The organism is Streptomyces sp. SCPE 10, assembly GCF_051980735.1.
Lineage (GTDB): Bacteria > Actinomycetota > Actinomycetes > Streptomycetales > Streptomycetaceae > Streptomyces > Streptomyces misionensis.
Genome location: NZ_CP197069.1, coordinates 7,948,563 through 7,964,256 on the forward strand (window position 1 = coordinate 7,948,563; position 15,694 = coordinate 7,964,256).

Here is a 15,694-nt window from a genome sequence, read left to right on the forward strand (position 1 = left end):
GGGCGAGTCGTCGCCGGGGACAGTCCGCCGCTGCCGCTGTCCGATGACGGGCGGGGCTGTCCCCGTCCCTCATCGGACAGCGGCTCCGGTGCTACGGGCGCCGCCCGAAGAGCCGGTGTGCGACAGGGTCGTCACCGAGGAAGCGTGCCAGTTCCCTGCGGTTCGGTGCGGTGGCGGGGCCGCTCCGGGTCACCGCGTAGGCAGCGGCGGCGTTGGCACCGCGCGCGGCGGTCAGCGGGTCGTGGCCCTGCCCGAGCAGGGCGAGGAACGAGCCGACGTGCGCGTCTCCGGCGCCGTTGCTGTCCACCGCCTGCACGGGGAAGCCCGGCACGTGCACCGGGGCTTCGCCGGGCGCCGCCAGCCAGCAGCCGTCCTTGTCGGCCCGGACGAGCACCCCCGCTCCCGGCGCGAGCCGGTCCCGCAGCGCCGTGGCGGCGGCCCGCGGGTCCTCGTGCCCGGACAGCAGCCGGGCTTCGCGGGCGTTGGCGCTGAGCCAGTCGGTGCGGGCCAGGACGGGCGTGAGTACGGCCTCGGGGATGTCGGCCACCAGCGGCGCCGGGTCCAGGCAGACGGTGATGTCCGCCGGCAGCCCGGCCGTGAACGCGGACAGCAGCGGGCCGTTCCCCGGCAGCACCAGCCCGTAGCCGGAGAGCTGGAGCAGGTCGCCGGGGAGCAGCCGCGCGGCCACGGCGTCGAGGTCCGACCGGGTGAGGGTGGCCTCGACGCCGAAGCTGGTCACGAAGGTCCGCTCGCCGCCGCCGTCGATCAGGGCCACGGTGAAGCCGGTGTCGCCGTCCGTGCGGGCGGGCAGCAGCGGCACGATGTGCTCGGCGGCGAGCGCCTCCCGGACCAGGTCGCCGTGCCGGCCCGTGCCGTGCAGACCGGCGAAGACGGCCTCCGTGCCCAGGCGGCGGGCCGCCACGAGGGTGTTGAAGCCACCGCCTGCCGTGGTCTCGGTGCGGGTGCCGATGACGTCGCCACCGCGTTCGGGCAGCGCGGGCACCTCGATGACCAGGTCGGCGATGACATTGCCGGCCAGCACGAGTCGGCGGTTCATCGCCGGACCTCCTGAAGCGTGGGGGAGTCGGTCGCGCCGTCGCGGTCCGCGGCGCCGGGGCGGCGCCCGAACAGTGCGTAGACCGCGGCGCCGACGGCCATCGAGACGGCCCAGCCGAGCCCGTTCACACCGAGCCAGGTGTGCGCGAGCGGACCCGCGAACCACACGTCGGTGTCACTGGTGGACGCCTTGGTGAAGAGCAGTCCGGCGACGATGGCGGCGGCCCAGCCGGCGACGGCGGGGATCCGGAAGCCGCCCGAGTACCAGTACCGGCTGGTGCGGGTGGTGTCCATCAGCGCCTCGGAGTCGTAGGAGCGGCCCCACAGCGAGTCCACCGCGATGACTCCGATCCAGGCCGAGATGGGCACGGCCAGCAGGGTCAGGAAGGTGGAGAACGGCCCGTAGAAGTCGTCGGCGATCAGCATGAAGTAGATGCCGCCGGCGAACATCAGCACCACGTCGAGGGCGACGGCGGCGGCCCGCGGCACCCGCAGACCGAGGGTGATCATCGTGAGGCCGGCCGAGTAGGTGGACAGGTGGTTCGACATCAGCAGTCCGCCGAAGGCCGCCACGAGGTAGGGGATCGCCATCCAGGAGGGCAGCATCGCGTTGATCGCCGCGACCGGGTCGGCGGCGGTGGCCAGGGACCCGTCGCCCGCCGAGAGCAGCGAGCCGAGCGAGATCAGCAGGACCAGCGGGATGCCCGCGCCGAACGCCGAGGCGGTGATCAGTCTGCGGCCCGGGATCGCGCGGGGCAGGTAGCGGGCGTAGTCCGCGCCGGCGTTGGCCCAGCCGATGCCGGTGCCCGAGGCGATGAACCCGATGCCCGCGACCACTGCGCTGGCCGGGCCCGCCGGGGTGTCCAGGACCTTGGTCCAGTCGACGGTGGCGGCCAGGAAGCCCATCACGACCAGGTTCAGCAGGCCGAAGACGACCGTGGCCCACTTGTTGATCCACATGATGGTGGCGTGGCCGAGGCCGCTGATCAGCAGCGTGCAGCCGATGAAGACCAGCAGGCAGACGATGGTGAGCACGGTGTTCCGGCCGACGCCGAACGCGGTGTCCAGCAGTGCCAGCAGCGCGTACGCCGCCGTCGTGGTGGAGATCGTCTCCCAGCCGACCCGGCTGAGCCAGCTGATCAGGGTCGGCCCCGCGTTGCCGCGCTGGCCGAAGACCGAGCGGGACAGGGTCAGGGCGGGCGCGCCGCCCTTCTTGCCCGCCAGGCTCAGGGCCCCCACGAGCGCGAAGGAACCGAAGGCCCCGACGACGGCGACGAGCACCGACTGCCAGATGTTCAGGCCGCGGAAGGCGACGAGCGTGGCGCCCAGGGGCAGTCCCAGGATGCTGATGTTGGCGGCGAACCAGGTCCAGAACATCTGGCCGGCCCGGCCGTGCCGTTCGCTTTCGGGAACCGGCTCGATTCCTCGGGTCTCAACGGCGCCGACGCGATCGTTCGTCTTCGAAGCGGTCATGACGGAACCTCCTTGCGGTGTGCGGGGGAGCGGGCGGAGGGAAGGGAAGGGGCGGGCGGTCAGCGCAGGGCTAGCAGCTCACCCGTCAGGGCTTCCAGGTCGAGGGAGTTGACCGCACGGAGGGTCCCGACGGCCTCGGCGGGCAGTGCCGCGAGACCGGTGACCGAACCGGCGATGGCACCGGCGATCGCGCCGATGGTGTCGCTGTCGCCACCGAGGTTGGCGGCGAGCAGGGCGGCCTGCCAGGGATCGCCCTCGGCCACGGAGAGGACCGCGAAGGCGGCGGGTACGGACTCCTGGCTGGCGACGCTGGTGCCGACCAGGGTGACGATCCGGTCGAGGGCCTCGGCCCGCGGGAGACCCCGGACCAGGTCCCACGCCCAGGCCACGCGGGTGGCGATGTCGGCCCCCGCGACCCAGTGCCCGCGCCGTGCACCGGCGCGGGCCGCGCCCACCGCGGCGGCGACGGCCTCGTCCAGGGTGCCACCGCCGACGCCGGTACTGACGGCGGCGGCGACCGCGGCGGCGCCCGCGATGCCGATGCCGGTGTCGTGCGTGACCTGGCAGGACTCCACGACATGGTCGAGGAAGGCGTCCAGCGGCTCGACGGCGCAGGCGATGCCGACCGGGGTGACGCGCATGGCGGCGCCGTTCGTCGTGCCGGTGCGCCCCGCCTCGTGCGGCGGGACGCCACGGGCCACCGCGTCCAGGGCGGCCTTGGTGGACGGGCCCAGGAGGTCGAAGGAGCCGTTGGCCTTCATCTCCTTCTCCCAGTCGAGGAGTTCCTGGGCGAGTCGCAGCGGGTCGATCCGGCCCCGGCCCTCGGCGATGAGCCGGCCCACGATCACGGCCTGGTCGGTGTCGTCCGTGACGGAACCGGCCGGCATCCCCCCGCTGATGGGGTTGTCGGGATGAGCGGGGACGAAACCGGTCAGGGTGCCGTAGCACCGGACGACGTCCTGGCGGGACATCGACTGGGTGGGCATCCCGAGGGCGTCGCCGAGGGCGAGCCCGTAGTAGGCGCCGAGGGCGCGGTCGAGCGGGTCGGTCACAGTCGGCCTCCTCGGCCCGATCGGATGTGCAGTTCGAACCTGGCCGGGTCGAGCAGGCTGGTGACGTGCTCGACGACCGAGCCGTCGGCGGCCCGGTACACCTGGCTCAGACGCAGGAAGGACTCGCCCTGCGCGCGGTGCAGCAGGGCGGCCTCGGCCGCGTCCAGCCCGCGCACCGTCACCAGCCCCTCACCGGACTCGGTGATACGGCCGGCGGCGACCAGGGTCCGGCTGAGCGAACCCCCGTCGAGGCCGCGCTCGGGCAGTCCGGCCAGTTCCGCGGTGGCCGGCACCCTGCTGTGTTCCAGGGAGACGCCCTGCCCGTCCGGCAGCTTCCTGACCCGGTCGAGGGCGATGAACGCGCTCGACGCCAGCCCCAGCTCCGCGGCCAGGGCGTCGTCCGTGACCTGCTCGAACCTGATGGTCTCCGTGGTCAGCTCGGTACCCTGCTCGGCGAGCGCCCGGGTCCAGCCGAGGCGGTGGTCCAGCGGGGCCCCGCCGTCGAAGGTGACGAACGAGCCGATCCCGGCGTGTGTGGCGATGAGCCCCTCCTCGCCGAGCACCTGGAGTGCCTGTCGCAGGGTGGTGCGACTGACGCCGAAGCGCTGGGTGAGGGCGTGCTCGCCGGGGAGTCTGCTGCCGTCGGTATGCACTCCGGCGCGGATCTCGTCGGCGAGGACGCGGGCGATGCGATGATGCTTGTGTACCTGTCCAGGCATGTCTAGACAGTAGGGGGACAGGCGGCACCAGGTCCATAGCTTCCGGCCTCTTTTTTGCGGAAGCGAGGAGCGAACGCGAGGAGAGGGTGCGCCGGCGTCCGGCCGGGAAGCCGTGCGTGTCCCCAGAGCCGCTCATCGGACGCGTGTTCGCAACGCCATCCGCGAGGTGGTGGTGTTCGACGTCCAGCATCAGATGTTCAAACGTCTGATGTCTGTATAGAGTCGGGCCCATGAAACGCATCAGCACACCGCGAAGGACCGCCAGTCTGGCCTCGCAGCTCGTGGACAGCCTCCGCTCGCACATCGAGGCGGGCGGGTGGCCGGTGGGCACGCGGATCCCCTCGGAGCAGGCCCTCATGGAGGAACTCGGCGTCGGGCGCAGCACGCTGCGGGAGGCGATCGGCGCGCTCGTCCACCTGGGCATGCTCGAATGCCGGATCGGGGACGGCACGTACGTCCGCGCCTCCAGCGAACTCCAGGCGGTCATGGTGCGGCGAGCCGGTTCCGCGGACCGGGACAGCGTGCTCGAACTGCGCACCATCCTCGAGGAGTACGCCTCGGGAGCCGCCGCCCTGCGCCGCAGCGAGGAACAGTTGCGCGGGCTCAGGGAGCTGCTGGCCGACGCGGACGCGGCCTGCGCGGGTCAGGACGCGACCGCGGCCACCAGCGTGGACGCGCTGTTCCACCGGGCCGTCGTACGGGCGAGCGGGAACGACCTCCTGGTCGAGGTGTACGACCATCTCGGCACGGCTCTCACCGCGTCCCCGGGCGGTCTGCCCTGGGACGCCGCGGGCGCCGAGGCGCACGCCGAACTGCACCGACGGCTCGTCGACGCGATCGAGGCCCGGGACGCGGACGGCGCCCGTGACGCGGCGGCGGCCATCGTCCGGCTCACCCGCGACCACGAGGCGGGGGCGACGCGGGAACGGTGACGCCCCCGCCCTACGCTGCCGGACCCTGCGCGGACCGGCGGCGTGGGGTGCGAGCGCAGAGCCCGCACCCCAGGCTGGCGAACTGCTTCCTCCGCGCCCTGGACGACCCCATTCCGCTGGAACAAGGTTCCCCGGGCTCCGTCTGCGGTCGGTCGCGGCCACGGAGAGGGGACCGACGCCCGCTTCACCGGCCGCTCGGTCACCTTCCTCCCGGACCCGCCGTCCGGCTAGTGCCGTCAGTCGAGGTCGGGCAGGGGGCGCCGAGCGACCTCGTGGGCGTCGTCCACCGGCAGCCCCAGCATGCGCAGGACCATCTCGGCGAGGTTCACCGCGGCGTCGTCGCCGTCCACCTCGGGGCGGGCGAAACGCAGCTCCACCAGGGACAGCAGGGTTCCGCCCAGTACGGACAGGGCGACCGTCGGGTCGAGGGTGGTGAAACGGCCGGAGGTGATGCCGACCTGGAGATCGCGCCGTGCCCGGCGAACCAGTCCGTTGTCCGAGTGGATGTGCCCCAGTCCGCGGCGGCGCAGGACCTGCATCAGCTCCGGGTGGGAATCGGCCATCCGGGCGCTGAGCCGGAAGCCCGCCGCGACGAGCTCCGCCGGGTCGTCGATCCCGGCCAGGCGCTCGTCGAAGTTCTGGCCGAACTCCTCCAGGGCGTCCACCACCGCCGCCTCGAACAACTCCGCCTTGGAGTCGAAGTGGTTGTAGAAGGAGCCGAAGCCCACATCCGCGCGCTCGGCGATCGCCTGGATGCTGGCGCTGGTGTCCCCGGTCTCGGCGAGTATCTGCCGGGCCGCTCGCACAAGAGCCCTGCGGGTTTCCGTGCGACGCCGCTCGAACCGGTTGCTGGGCGGGGCTGACGTAGACATGCGCAGAGTCTAACCACCGGGACGACGACGATCGCAGTCCTGATGAATTCATCATGTCCTGCCGTGAACGTATTGACGACAGAACTGTCATAGTTGATGATTTCCTCAATAGGGCAATGCCGCTCGGAGGGCACCATGTCTGAAACCCGCGTCACCGGGGCCGACGTCATCACGGCCCACCAGGACCTTCACAGCGAGCAGGGCGCCCTGCGCGGCGAACATCCCGGCCGCTCCCGAAACCCGGTGATCAAGGTGGCCGACCTGGCCTGGCTGGAGTTCCAGAAGCCCGACCTGGACCGCGCCGAGGTGTTCGCCCGGGACTTCGGGTTCGGCGTCGCCGCCCGCACCGAGCGGGAGCTGTGGTTGCGCGGCACCTTCGCCGGCTCACCCTGCATGGTGATCCGCAAGGGGCGTACCTCCCGCTTCATCGGCCCGGCGTTCCGGGCTGCCGAGCGGGCCGACCTGGACCGGCTGGCCCGTGCCACGGGGACGGCGGTACGGGAGAGCGACGTGCCCGGCGGCGGCAAGGTGGTCGACCTGCTCGACCCCTCGGGCTTCCCGGTACAGGTCGTGCACTGCGGCGAACAACTCCCCGCACTGCCGGAACAGCAGCCGCTACTGCTCAACTTCGGCACGAATCACCGTCGTACGAACGCCGCGCAGCGCCCGCCGCGCGAGCCGTCCCGTATCCAGCGGCTGGGCCATGTGGTGCTCGAGACCCGCGTGTTCGCCCGCGCCTTGGACTGGTACCTGGACACGCTCGGCATGATCGTGTCCGACTTCCTGTTCCTGGACGGACAGCGCGACCGCGGCCCGACGATGGCGTTCGTCCGCTGCGACCTGGGCAGCGTGCCGGCCGATCACCACACCCTCGCCATGCACCTGGGCCCGGGCACGGGTTACGTCCACTCCGCCTACCAGGTCACCGACCTGGACTCGATCGCCGCCGGCGGCGAGTACCTCAAGGAGCGCGGCTACAGGCGCAGTTGGGGCATCGGCCGACACATCCAGGGCAGCCAGCTGTTCGACTACTGGCGCGACCCCGATCGCTTCATGCTGGAGCACTTCGCCGACGGCGACCTGTTCTCCTGCGACGTCGAACCCGGCTGGGCCCCGATGTCCACCAGCGGCCTCGCACAGTGGGGGCCGCCGGCCACCCGGGACTTCCTCGGCGCGAGCCCCTCCCCACAGCGCCTCCGCGACGTCATCGAAGCCCTGCGCGGCGACAACGAGATGGACCCGGCACGACTCTTCGGCCTGCTCAAGGCCGCCAACTCCTGACCCCCTTCACAGAGAGCCACGTCATGAGCACCAATGTCCTGCGCACCGCCGACGGCTGGTGGGTCGTCCGCGGCGACCGGGCCGTCCCCGTCGAGACCAAGGCCGTGACCACCGCCGAACTGCTGGCCGACCGCGCCGCCGTGCGCGAGGCCGCCGCCTCCCGCGAGCCCGGCACGCCCGTGGCCGACCTGGTCGCGCTCGCGCCCGTCACCACGCCCTGCCGGGTGGTCGCCCAGATGGTCAACTACCGCAGCCACGCCCGCGACTCCGGGTTCACCGGCGACATCCCGCCCGCTTTCTTCCGCAAGGCGTCCGGCTCGGTCAGCGGCCCCGGCGAGGCCGTCGTCCGCCCCGCGCACGTGCAGTTCCTCGACTACGAAATCGAGTTGGGCCTGGTCATGGGCGCGCCCCTGCCCGTCGGCACGGTCGTCGAGGAGCGGGACCTGCCCTCGTACGTCGCCGGACTGGTGATCACCAACGACGTCAGCGCCCGTGAGGTACAGCTGACCAGGACGCAGTTCTACGAGAGCAAGTCGTACCCCACCTTCACCCCGACCGGCCCGTACCTGGCCCTGCTGGAGCCGGAGGACTTCTCCCGTCTCCTCGACCTGCGGCTGAAGCTGAGCGTCAACGGCGAGCTGCGCCAGGACCGCACTCTCGCCGACATGATCGTCCGCCCGGCGCAGGCGTTGACCCTGCTGTCCCGCTTCCAGACCCTCGACCCTGGCGACCTGCTGCTCACCGGAACCCCCGGCGGCACGGCGCTGAAGGCCCCGCCCAAGGCGGTGGAGAAGATCGGCGCGCTGCTGCCGCCCGCCGTGAAGTGGAAGGCGTTCTTCAAGAGCCAGGCGAAGAACCCGCACTACCTGCACGCGGGTGATGTCATCAGGGCGACGATCGCGACCCCGGACGGCCGGATCGACCTCGGCGAGCAGCGCACGCCCGTCACGGACGCGAACCGACACCCGGGGTGAGCCGCACATGACCGTCGATGAAGCCGCACGTGTGCCCGTCGTGATCGTCGGCGCCGGGCCGGCGGGCGTGACCGCCGCCCTCCTCCTGGCCCGGCGCGGAGTCCGCAGTGTCGTCCTCGAACGCCACCAGGGCGTCTACCCGCTTCCACGCGCCGTCGCCACCGACGACGAGGTGCGCAGGATCCTGCAGGCCGCGGGCGTCGGCGAGGAGTTCGCCGCGATCGCCCGCCCGGCGAACGGGCTGCGGCTGCTGGACGCCCGGCACCGGGTGATGGCCGAGTTCCGCCGTACCGGGCACGGCCTGCACGGCTATCCGCAGACCAGCATGTTCGACCAGCCCGAACTGGAACACGTGCTGCGCGACGCCCTGGCCCGGCGCCCGGAGTGCGAACTCAGGGGTGGCGTGGAGGTCACCGGCATCGGCCCCGACACCACCGGTCCCGTACGGGTCGCCTACCGCGACGACGCCGGCGAGCACGAGGTGTGGGCCGACGCGGTGCTCGGCTGCGACGGCGCGAACAGCCTCACCCGCGAAGCCATCGGAGCGGCCTGGGAGGACCTGCGCTTCGAGGAACGCTGGACCGTCATCGACGTCCGCACGACGGCCGACGTCCGCTGCTGGGAGGGCGTCGACCAGGTCTGCGACCCGCACCGGCCCGCCACCTTCATGCGGGTGGGCGAGGACCGCTACCGCTGGGAGTTCCGGCTGCGCGAGGGAGCGCAGCAGCCGGTCCGCGAGTTGGTCGCTGCGTGGCTGCCACCCTCGTACGACGGGGACTTCGAGGTCGTCCGCGAGACGCGGTACACCTTCCGGGCACGCGTCGCCGACCGTTGGCGCAGCGGACGGGTCTTCCTGCTCGGCGATGCCGCCCACCTCACCCCGCCGTTCATCGGGCAGGGCCTGTGCTCGGGCCTGCGGGACGCCTACAACCTCACCTGGAAGCTCGCCCGCGTCCTCCAACGAGGCGCTCAGGAAAAGCTGTTGGACACCTACGAGCATGAACGCAAGCCACACGCACGGCATGTCATCCGCCTCGCGGTCGCCATGGGCTGGGCCATGACCGGCGGCCAGGACGGCGCCGCCGCCCTTCGCCGCAGGGCGCTGGCCGCGGTCTGCCGCATACCCGGCCTGACCGAACTGGCCGGCCGCGACCTCAGCCCGCCTCTGACCGTCGGCCCTCTCGTGCGGCGCGGGGTCCGCCGGGGCCTGGCGGGCACGCACTGTCCGCAACCGTGGGTGAGCGTCGACGGACGGCGTACGCGTCTCGACGAGCTGCTCGGCGACTCCTTCACCGTCCTGACCGCCGCCGACCCCGGCCCCTCACTGACCGCGCTCGCCCACGGCCTCGGCATACGCGCGCTCCGCGTGACCGACCTCGGCGACGACGGCGCCCTCGCCGCCTGGATGCGCGCCGGACGCGCGGACGCCGTACTGCTGCGCCCCGACCGCGTGGTCCTGGACGTCGTCCCGGCCGGGGGAGGCGACTTCACCTCGACCGCTGACTGGGCGGCCCTGCTGCACACCACCCGAAGCCCTGTTCCTGCCGGAGGACGGCCCTGAAAAGCCTATTGAGAAGGACGACGCGATGAGCACGCCCTTCTTCACCCCCGATCGGCAGACGGCGGCCGCCAGTCGCCTCGCGGAGTTCGCCCGGCTCCAGGACATCGCCCGATGGTGCGCTGGCGCCACCCCCAATTACGCCCACCACGCCCCGCGCGACCTGGTCGACGAGGATCTGGCGATCATCGCCCTCGACGAGACCGGCAGCGGGGCGGCTCTGCGGCCCCGGGGCCTACCGTGCGGTGACGTCGGAAGCGTAGACCAGGGCGGTGCGGTGGTTGTACTGGATGGTGTACATGCTCTTCCCTCCGGTGACGACCCGGCCGGTGGAGGGGAAGTAGTCGTCGGTTGGAGCGGGTGCGGCGGTGGTGACGTAGGCCTGGCCGACGGGGATGCTGTAGAAGGCCAGCGGTGCCTGGGTGGAGGGGGAAAGCCCGGCGGGGTATTCGTTCGCGTCCGGGTAGCTCGATCCGTACACCGCCACCGGTGAGGTGCCGGCGGCGCCGACCACCGTCACATCATGGGCGGGGGTGGTGTTGCAGCCGTGCGGGTTGAGGAACCAGACCTTCGTGCCGCTGTACCAGATGGCCGTCCAGTCACCCTGTCGGTCGGCGACGACGAACTGCTGCCCGGCCGCGGCGGTGCTGCCCCAGTCGCTGATGCGGTCGGTGCCGACGCCGTCCGGATGGACGGCCTGGTCGCCGAAGAGCGGCGCGGTGGCGCTGGGCGCGGTGCGCAGGTAGACGAAGTCGGAGGGCTGGGTCCGCTCGGTGCACTCGGGTGTGGCGCCCGTGGGGTCGTCGGACGGGCAGACCTGCACGTTCTGCTGGTTGCGGGTGTACCCGGGGGTGATGGTGACCACGGAGCCCACAGGGCCCACACCATGTCGGCCGCCCACCGGGGCGTGCAGCAGCCGCATGAAGTGCTCCCAGTTCCAGGACGGGCCCGGGTCCCAGTGCATGCCGGAGACGAGGGCCGAGCTGGGGCCTGGCACGTTGTCATGCCCGATGATGTGCTGCCGGTCCAGCGGTATGCCGAAGCGCCCGGCCAGGTACCGGACGAGTTCCGCGCTGGTCTCGTACTCGATCTCTGTGTACCAGCTGCCGCCCGCGGCGGCGTACCCCTCGTGCTCGATGCCTATCGAGTGCAGGTTGGTCGAGTAGTTGCCCGCCTGGAAGGAGATGTCCTTGGTGGGCACCATCTGGGTCACGGCGCCGTCGGAGGAGCGTATGACGTAGTGCGCCGACCCGCCGCCCGGCTTCTGGAAGGAGTTCAGGGCGGCGTCGTAGGACGACTCGGTGTCATGAATGACGATCGAGTCGATCCTGATCCCGTTGGCGGGCCGGTCGGACACCTGGCCATTGGCCGTCGCGGCCGGCAGGAAGGTGCAGTCGATGGTGGCGGGGCACTCGGTGTCGCCGTCGCCCGTCGTGGCCGTTGCTTTCAGGTGCAGCGCGGACAGTTGCCCGGTTGCCGGCCGCACGTTGGGGGAGGGGGGCAGCTCGATGTGCTGTCCGTCCCGGGTGGTTTCCTCCGCGCCGCTCTCGATGGTGGCGAACACCCTGTCGGCGAATGCTTCTGCCGCCCGTTGCCCGGAGGAACCGCTGTAACGGGCGACGGCGGCGTACCACTTGCCGGGGTCCTTCGGAGTACCGCCGACCGTGTTCTTCGCGTACGAGGCCAGGAGGGCGGCGCCCCCACGGATGTTGGCGGCGTCGTCCCCACGCAGTCGCTTCTCGGGCAGCCCCGTCAGCCTGGCGGCGGTCTGGAGGGTGTGCAGGGACGGAGCGGAGGCCAGTTCGGCGAGGTCGGCGCGACCGACCGCGCCCGCGTCGCCCGCGGCCAGCATTCCGGTCGTCACCTCGGTCAGGTGCATGGGCCCGTAGCCGCCGCCGGTACTGCGTTCACCCGCGTGGGCGTCCCAGGCGGACTCGTGATACGCCACGGCGAGCAGGACGGGAAGCGGAACGTCGTACTCCGCCGCGGCCCGCTCAAAGGCGTGCTGACGGCTGTCGGCCGCGGTCCGATCTCCCGCCGCCTGGGCGGCCGGAGAGGCGGTCGTGACTCCCGTGGCCGCCAGCACCCCTGCCGTGAGGATCAGTGACAGCCGCCGGCGCGGCTTGCGCTCATGCACGTGTAAGTTACCTGACTTTCCTGCATCGAATCCGGACCCCGAAAGCCACCATTACGGCGGTTCCAGGCCGGTTTGCGGCCTGGAACCGCCTGACTTCCCATCAGGTGCTCTGTACATGATGGGACGATGATCGAGCGCGCCGGGTTCCCGAGCGGTCCGCACCGCGGCGGGCACGGCGAGTTCCCCGTGCGGGGTTCGTGTTCGCGGACGCCGCGATCGCGTAGGTCGCCGACACGGTTGCCGTGCTGGAGAGGGCGGGGGCCGCCCTAACCGGGGTGCCGCGCCGGTTCGGCACCTTCTACCGGAGGGTCATGGCCCGGGGCTACGGCGTTCAGTCGACACGTCGTCGCTGGGCCACCCGGACGCGCCGGACTGACGAGGACGACGCTGGGACGGTGGCCGCGTCTCCTCGGGCGGGACGGTCGTGGGCGCGGCCTGGCGCGGGCTCGTCTACTGGGTCCTGGATTGATCGAGACCGTGCGGAGCTGTCGGCGTGAGCCGCTTACGTTGGGCGGTTCGCCGTCCGGGCGAGCTCCACGATCTCGTCGACGGGCCTTCCGGTGTGCAGGGCGAGGGTCTGCGCGATGAGATCGGTGAGGTCGGGCCAGGGCATGTTCCCGTGCGCGTTGTACAGCGCGACCAGGCCGTGCAGGGCGGTCCAGAGCAGCAGGCCGGCCTGCCAGTCCTGCTCGGGGCCGCGACGGTCCTGGTGTTCGGGACGGCCCTGGTGTCCCGGCTGGTCCTGCCGGGCGCCGGCCAGCGAAGCGACGACGGATCCGAGCAGTTCCTCTCCCGCGCCGTGTGCGTTCGTGGGCACGAGCTCGGCCGGCATCCCGCCGCCGAAGAGCGTGCGGTACGGCCCGGGGTGATCGACTCCCCAGTGCACGTAGGCGGCGCACCGGGCGACCAGGTCGGCCAGGGGCCCCTCGGCGCCGTCCGCGGCCGTGCGCATGACGGCGGCGAGTTCGTCGTAGCGCAGCCGCAGCACGTGCTGGACGAGCGCGCCGAGGTCGGGGAAGTGCCCGTAGATGCTCGCGGGGGCGACGCCGACCTCGCGAGCGACCTGCCGGAGGGTGAGCGTCTCGGGCCGTTCGAGCGTGGCCAGCAGCCGGGCGGCGGCCTCCACCAGTTCGGCCTTGAGGACCTGTCCCTGGCCCCGTGGGTTCCGTCGGCGGCGGGCGGCTTCTTTGCTGCTCACAGTCGTACTCCCGGCGTTCGGCAACAGCCGTTCACTGTACCGCCGGCCGTGCGCCGGCCTCCAACCCCCTCGCCTCCGCCCCCCTGCCTTGACACCGGTTACCAACACTTGTTCACTTACATAACCAACAGGTGTTTAGTTACTTGGGAGGAAGCATGCGTATCGCCGTACTCGGGGCGACCGGCAGGGTCGGCCGCCTCGTCGTCGAACAGGCCCTTCAACGCGGGCACGAGGTCGTCGCGCTGGTTCGCCGGCCGGAGACCCGCCCGGTGCCCGGGCGGCCGGCCGTCGAGATCCGCCGGGCCGACGTCACCGCACCCGCCGCGTTCCCGGACCTGGCGGACGTCGACGTGGTCGTCTCCGCCCTCGGCATCGGCAAGGGCGACGGCCAGGGAACGCTCGTCGCCGGCGCGAGGGTCCTCGCCGACGTCCCGGTGCGCACGCTGTGGCTCGGCGCGCTCGGCTCCGGCTCCTCCGTCGGCTCCGGCGGCGGGATCTACCAATGGGTCATGAAGTCCTTCGTCGGCGGGGAACTGGCGGAGAAGGCCGCCGCGGACTCGATCGCCCTCGACAGCGGCGCGACCGTCTTCCACGCCCCCGACCTGTGGGCCGGCGGCATCAGCGACAGGCGCCGCAACATCCCGCTGGAGGAGTACACGAAGCCCGTTCTGCCGCCGCACGCCTCCCGGGCCACCGTCGCGGCGCTGATGCTCGACGAGGTCGAGCGGCCGACCCGCGCGGCGGGGATCCTCGTCCCGGTGGGACGCGCCTGATGCGCGGGTACATCGCCGTCGAGGAGGCCATCGCGATCCCAGGCCTGGCAGACCGGCGGCCGCCGATGCCGATGCCGGACAACATCGAACCGGCCTTCCTCGCGGACATGGCCGCCCGGCTGCCCGACGTCACGCGGTTGCGGCTGCCCGACATGGACGCCAACGGCATCGCCGTACAGGTGCTCTCCCTCACGGTCCCGGGCATCGAAGCGGAAACCGATCCGGCCCGCGCGGTGGACAACGCCCGGTACGTCAACGACCACCTCGCCGAGATCGTCGACGCCCACCCTGGCCGGTTCGCCGCCTTCGCGGCGCTCCCGCTCCAGGACCCGGCCGCCGCCGTCACGGAGCTGCGCCGGACCGTCGAACGCCTCGGCTTCAAGGGAGTGCTCGTCAACGACCACGTCCAGGGCCGGTACCTCGACGACCCCGCGTTCGACCGGGTCTGGTCCGCGCTGAGCGAACTCGGTGTGCCGCTGTACCTGCACCCCGGCATGCCACCCGCCGACCACTGGCACGTCCTCGACGCCCATCCCGAGCTGGACGGCGCGTTGTGGAGCTGGCAGGCCGCCACCGGCGGGCACGCCATGCGCGTGATCATGTCCGGGGTGTTCGACCGGCATCCGGAGGCGACGATGATCCTCGGGCACGCCGGCGAGTTCCTTCCCTTCCAGCTCTCCCGCTTCGACTCGCGCTACGCGACCCTCGCCGTGCCGCACCCGCTGCGGCGCAAACCGTCCGAGTACTTCGGGACGAACGTGCTCGCCACGACCAGCGGTGTGCTGTCCCCGGCCGCGATCGAAGCACTCGTGCACGTGCTCGGTGCGGACAGCGTGCTGTTCGCCGTCGACTACCCCTACGAGAGGACGGGTGCGGCCGTGGCCGCCCTCGAACGGACGCGCCTCCCGGACGCGGACAAGCAGAAGATCGCCTCTGGCAACGCCCGCCGGCTCCTGTGTCTTTGACCGTCTTCTGGGCCAACTGCCGGGCGCCCTGCGGGTGTTCTGTCCCGTGAGGCCGGGGACGCGGTCCGCGGGTGGCTCGCCTGCGGGCGCGGTGTGTCCGGGGGGTGATGGCCGGTGCCGGAGCCGGGCGGGGTGGGCGTCGCGGCGTTCTCGTCGCATGAGGGGCCGAGGCGTCACCACGAAGGGAGCGTCGCCGCACGGGCGGGCCGCTCGGCCCGCCCGGCTACCGGCGCCCGCTGTGCCTCGATGCCGTTGGGAGGGCGGCCGGTCGATGATGGTGTTACCCCGTGATCGTCACGGGATTCCCTGCCGTATCCCGCTGATCATCCTCGGCGCCCGGGATCGCAGTCGGGACTTCGTGGGGTGCCGCAACGAGTAGCAAGGTCCTTAAATCAAGGTCAAAGAAAAGTGTGCCGGATCGCTTGACCGGGACATGCAGGACGGGCATGGTGCGGGAAAGGGCTCTTCAGCGTCGTCTGTCGGCAACGTCCCTGTGAAGGAGACGACTTCGTGTCCCCGACTGATATGTCCGAAGCGCAACCATCCGGCGGCGGCGCCTCGCGGCCCGCGCGGTGCTCCGACCGACACTTCGAACCCCGTGAGAATCGCGGGGCTGTCGGCGTAACGGTCGCGGTGCTGCTGTCCCGCTTCCGCGAGCGGCCCCGGTGACGACTCCCTCCCCGGCCGGTCCGAGCCTGCCCAGC

Annotated in this window: 12 protein-coding genes and 1 pseudogene; 6 read left to right on the plus strand and 7 right to left on the minus strand. The window is 71.9% G+C overall.

The window, feature by feature from the left end; all coding sequences use genetic code 11:
- Positions 1–91: 91 nt before the first annotated feature.
- From ACSP97_RS36050 to ACSP97_RS36065, 4 genes are read right to left on the minus strand one after another with little or no spacing between them, the layout of a single operon-like run.
- Positions 92–1,057 carry a PfkB family carbohydrate kinase gene (locus ACSP97_RS36050; RefSeq protein WP_358676587.1) on the minus strand — a complete coding sequence of 322 codons (966 nt, stop codon included), beginning with the start codon at positions 1,055–1,057 and terminating at the stop codon, positions 92–94.
- Entirely contained in the window at positions 1,054–2,529 is a 1,476-nt protein-coding gene (locus ACSP97_RS36055; RefSeq protein WP_355527402.1) for a purine-cytosine permease family protein, read from the minus strand. The genes ACSP97_RS36050 and ACSP97_RS36055 overlap by 4 nt, the downstream gene beginning before the upstream one ends.
- A 59-nt stretch (positions 2,530–2,588) precedes the next feature.
- A complete protein-coding gene (locus ACSP97_RS36060) occupies positions 2,589–3,581 on the minus strand; it encodes an ADP-ribosylglycohydrolase family protein (RefSeq protein ID WP_355329021.1) in 993 nt (330 codons plus the stop codon).
- On the minus strand, positions 3,578–4,300 hold the full coding sequence (locus ACSP97_RS36065) for a GntR family transcriptional regulator (RefSeq protein ID WP_355329023.1): 723 nt from the start codon (positions 4,298–4,300) through the stop codon (positions 3,578–3,580). Before ACSP97_RS36065 ends, ACSP97_RS36060 begins: the two co-directional genes overlap by 4 nt.
- Positions 4,301–4,530: 230 nt before the next feature.
- Here ACSP97_RS36065 and ACSP97_RS36070 point away from each other — a divergent pair, with 230 nt between their 5' ends.
- Entirely contained in the window at positions 4,531–5,232 is a 702-nt protein-coding gene (locus tag ACSP97_RS36070) for a FadR/GntR family transcriptional regulator (RefSeq protein WP_440555965.1), read from the plus strand.
- A 236-nt stretch (positions 5,233–5,468) separates the two neighbouring features.
- On the opposite strand, the gene ACSP97_RS36075 is transcribed toward ACSP97_RS36070, so the two are convergent.
- Positions 5,469–6,104: a TetR/AcrR family transcriptional regulator gene (locus ACSP97_RS36075; RefSeq protein ID WP_440555966.1), complete on the minus strand. Its 636-nt coding sequence runs from the start codon at positions 6,102–6,104 to the stop codon at positions 5,469–5,471.
- A gap of 135 nt (positions 6,105–6,239) precedes the next feature.
- Between ACSP97_RS36075 and ACSP97_RS36080 the strand changes: the two genes are divergently transcribed.
- The 3 genes and pseudogenes from ACSP97_RS36080 to mhpA all read left to right on the plus strand — a co-directional run bounded on the left by ACSP97_RS36080 (position 6,240) and on the right by mhpA (position 9,949).
- Entirely contained in the window at positions 6,240–7,385 is a 1,146-nt protein-coding gene (locus tag ACSP97_RS36080) for a VOC family protein (RefSeq protein WP_440555967.1), read from the plus strand.
- A 23-nt stretch (positions 7,386–7,408) separates the two neighbouring features.
- Positions 7,409–8,359, plus strand: a complete 951-nt coding sequence (locus ACSP97_RS36085) for a fumarylacetoacetate hydrolase family protein (RefSeq protein WP_355329029.1) — start codon at positions 7,409–7,411, stop codon at positions 8,357–8,359.
- Positions 8,360–8,366: 7 nt separating this feature from the next.
- Positions 8,367–9,949: pseudogene (gene mhpA / locus ACSP97_RS36090) on the plus strand (bifunctional 3-(3-hydroxy-phenyl)propionate/3-hydroxycinnamic acid hydroxylase MhpA).
- 203 nt (positions 9,950–10,152) lie between these two features.
- Here the strand turns inward: mhpA and ACSP97_RS36095 are convergent.
- Positions 10,153–12,054: an N-acetylmuramoyl-L-alanine amidase gene (locus ACSP97_RS36095; RefSeq protein ID WP_440555968.1), complete on the minus strand. Its 1,902-nt coding sequence runs from the start codon at positions 12,052–12,054 to the stop codon at positions 10,153–10,155.
- 502 nt (positions 12,055–12,556) lie between these two features.
- On the minus strand, positions 12,557–13,252 hold the full coding sequence (locus ACSP97_RS36100) for a TetR/AcrR family transcriptional regulator (protein ID WP_355527390.1): 696 nt from the start codon (positions 13,250–13,252) through the stop codon (positions 12,557–12,559).
- 155 nt (positions 13,253–13,407) lie between these two features.
- Here ACSP97_RS36100 and ACSP97_RS36105 point away from each other — a divergent pair, with 155 nt between their 5' ends.
- Both ACSP97_RS36105 and ACSP97_RS36110 read left to right on the plus strand, forming a co-directional pair.
- On the plus strand, positions 13,408–14,025 hold the full coding sequence (locus ACSP97_RS36105; RefSeq protein WP_440555969.1) for an NAD(P)-dependent oxidoreductase: 618 nt from the start codon (positions 13,408–13,410) through the stop codon (positions 14,023–14,025).
- Positions 14,025–14,990 carry an amidohydrolase family protein gene (locus ACSP97_RS36110; RefSeq protein WP_440555970.1) on the plus strand — a complete coding sequence of 322 codons (966 nt, stop codon included), beginning with the start codon at positions 14,025–14,027 and terminating at the stop codon, positions 14,988–14,990. The genes ACSP97_RS36105 and ACSP97_RS36110 overlap by 1 nt, the downstream gene beginning before the upstream one ends.
- Positions 14,991–15,694: the final 704 nt, after the last annotated feature.

Bases quoted from the DNA above. Each gene is read 5' to 3' on its own strand.
- ACSP97_RS36085 (WP_355329029.1), top strand. From the start codon at position 7,409: ATGAGCACCAATGTCCTGCGCACCGCCGACGGCTGGTGGGTCGTCCGC.
- ACSP97_RS36105 (WP_440555969.1), top strand. From the start codon at position 13,408: ATGCGTATCGCCGTACTCGGGGCGACCGGCAGGGTCGGCCGCCTCGTC.
- ACSP97_RS36065 (WP_355329023.1), bottom strand. From the start codon at position 4,300: ATGCCTGGACAGGTACACAAGCATCATCGCATCGCCCGCGTCCTCGCC.
- ACSP97_RS36110 (WP_440555970.1), top strand. From the start codon at position 14,025: ATGCGCGGGTACATCGCCGTCGAGGAGGCCATCGCGATCCCAGGCCTG.
- ACSP97_RS36070 (WP_440555965.1), top strand. From the start codon at position 4,531: ATGAAACGCATCAGCACACCGCGAAGGACCGCCAGTCTGGCCTCGCAG.
- ACSP97_RS36075 (WP_440555966.1), bottom strand. From the start codon at position 6,104: ATGTCTACGTCAGCCCCGCCCAGCAACCGGTTCGAGCGGCGTCGCACG.
- ACSP97_RS36080 (WP_440555967.1), top strand. From the start codon at position 6,240: ATGTCTGAAACCCGCGTCACCGGGGCCGACGTCATCACGGCCCACCAG.
- ACSP97_RS36055 (WP_355527402.1), bottom strand. From the start codon at position 2,529: ATGACCGCTTCGAAGACGAACGATCGCGTCGGCGCCGTTGAGACCCGA.
- ACSP97_RS36050 (WP_358676587.1), bottom strand. From the start codon at position 1,057: ATGAACCGCCGACTCGTGCTGGCCGGCAATGTCATCGCCGACCTGGTC.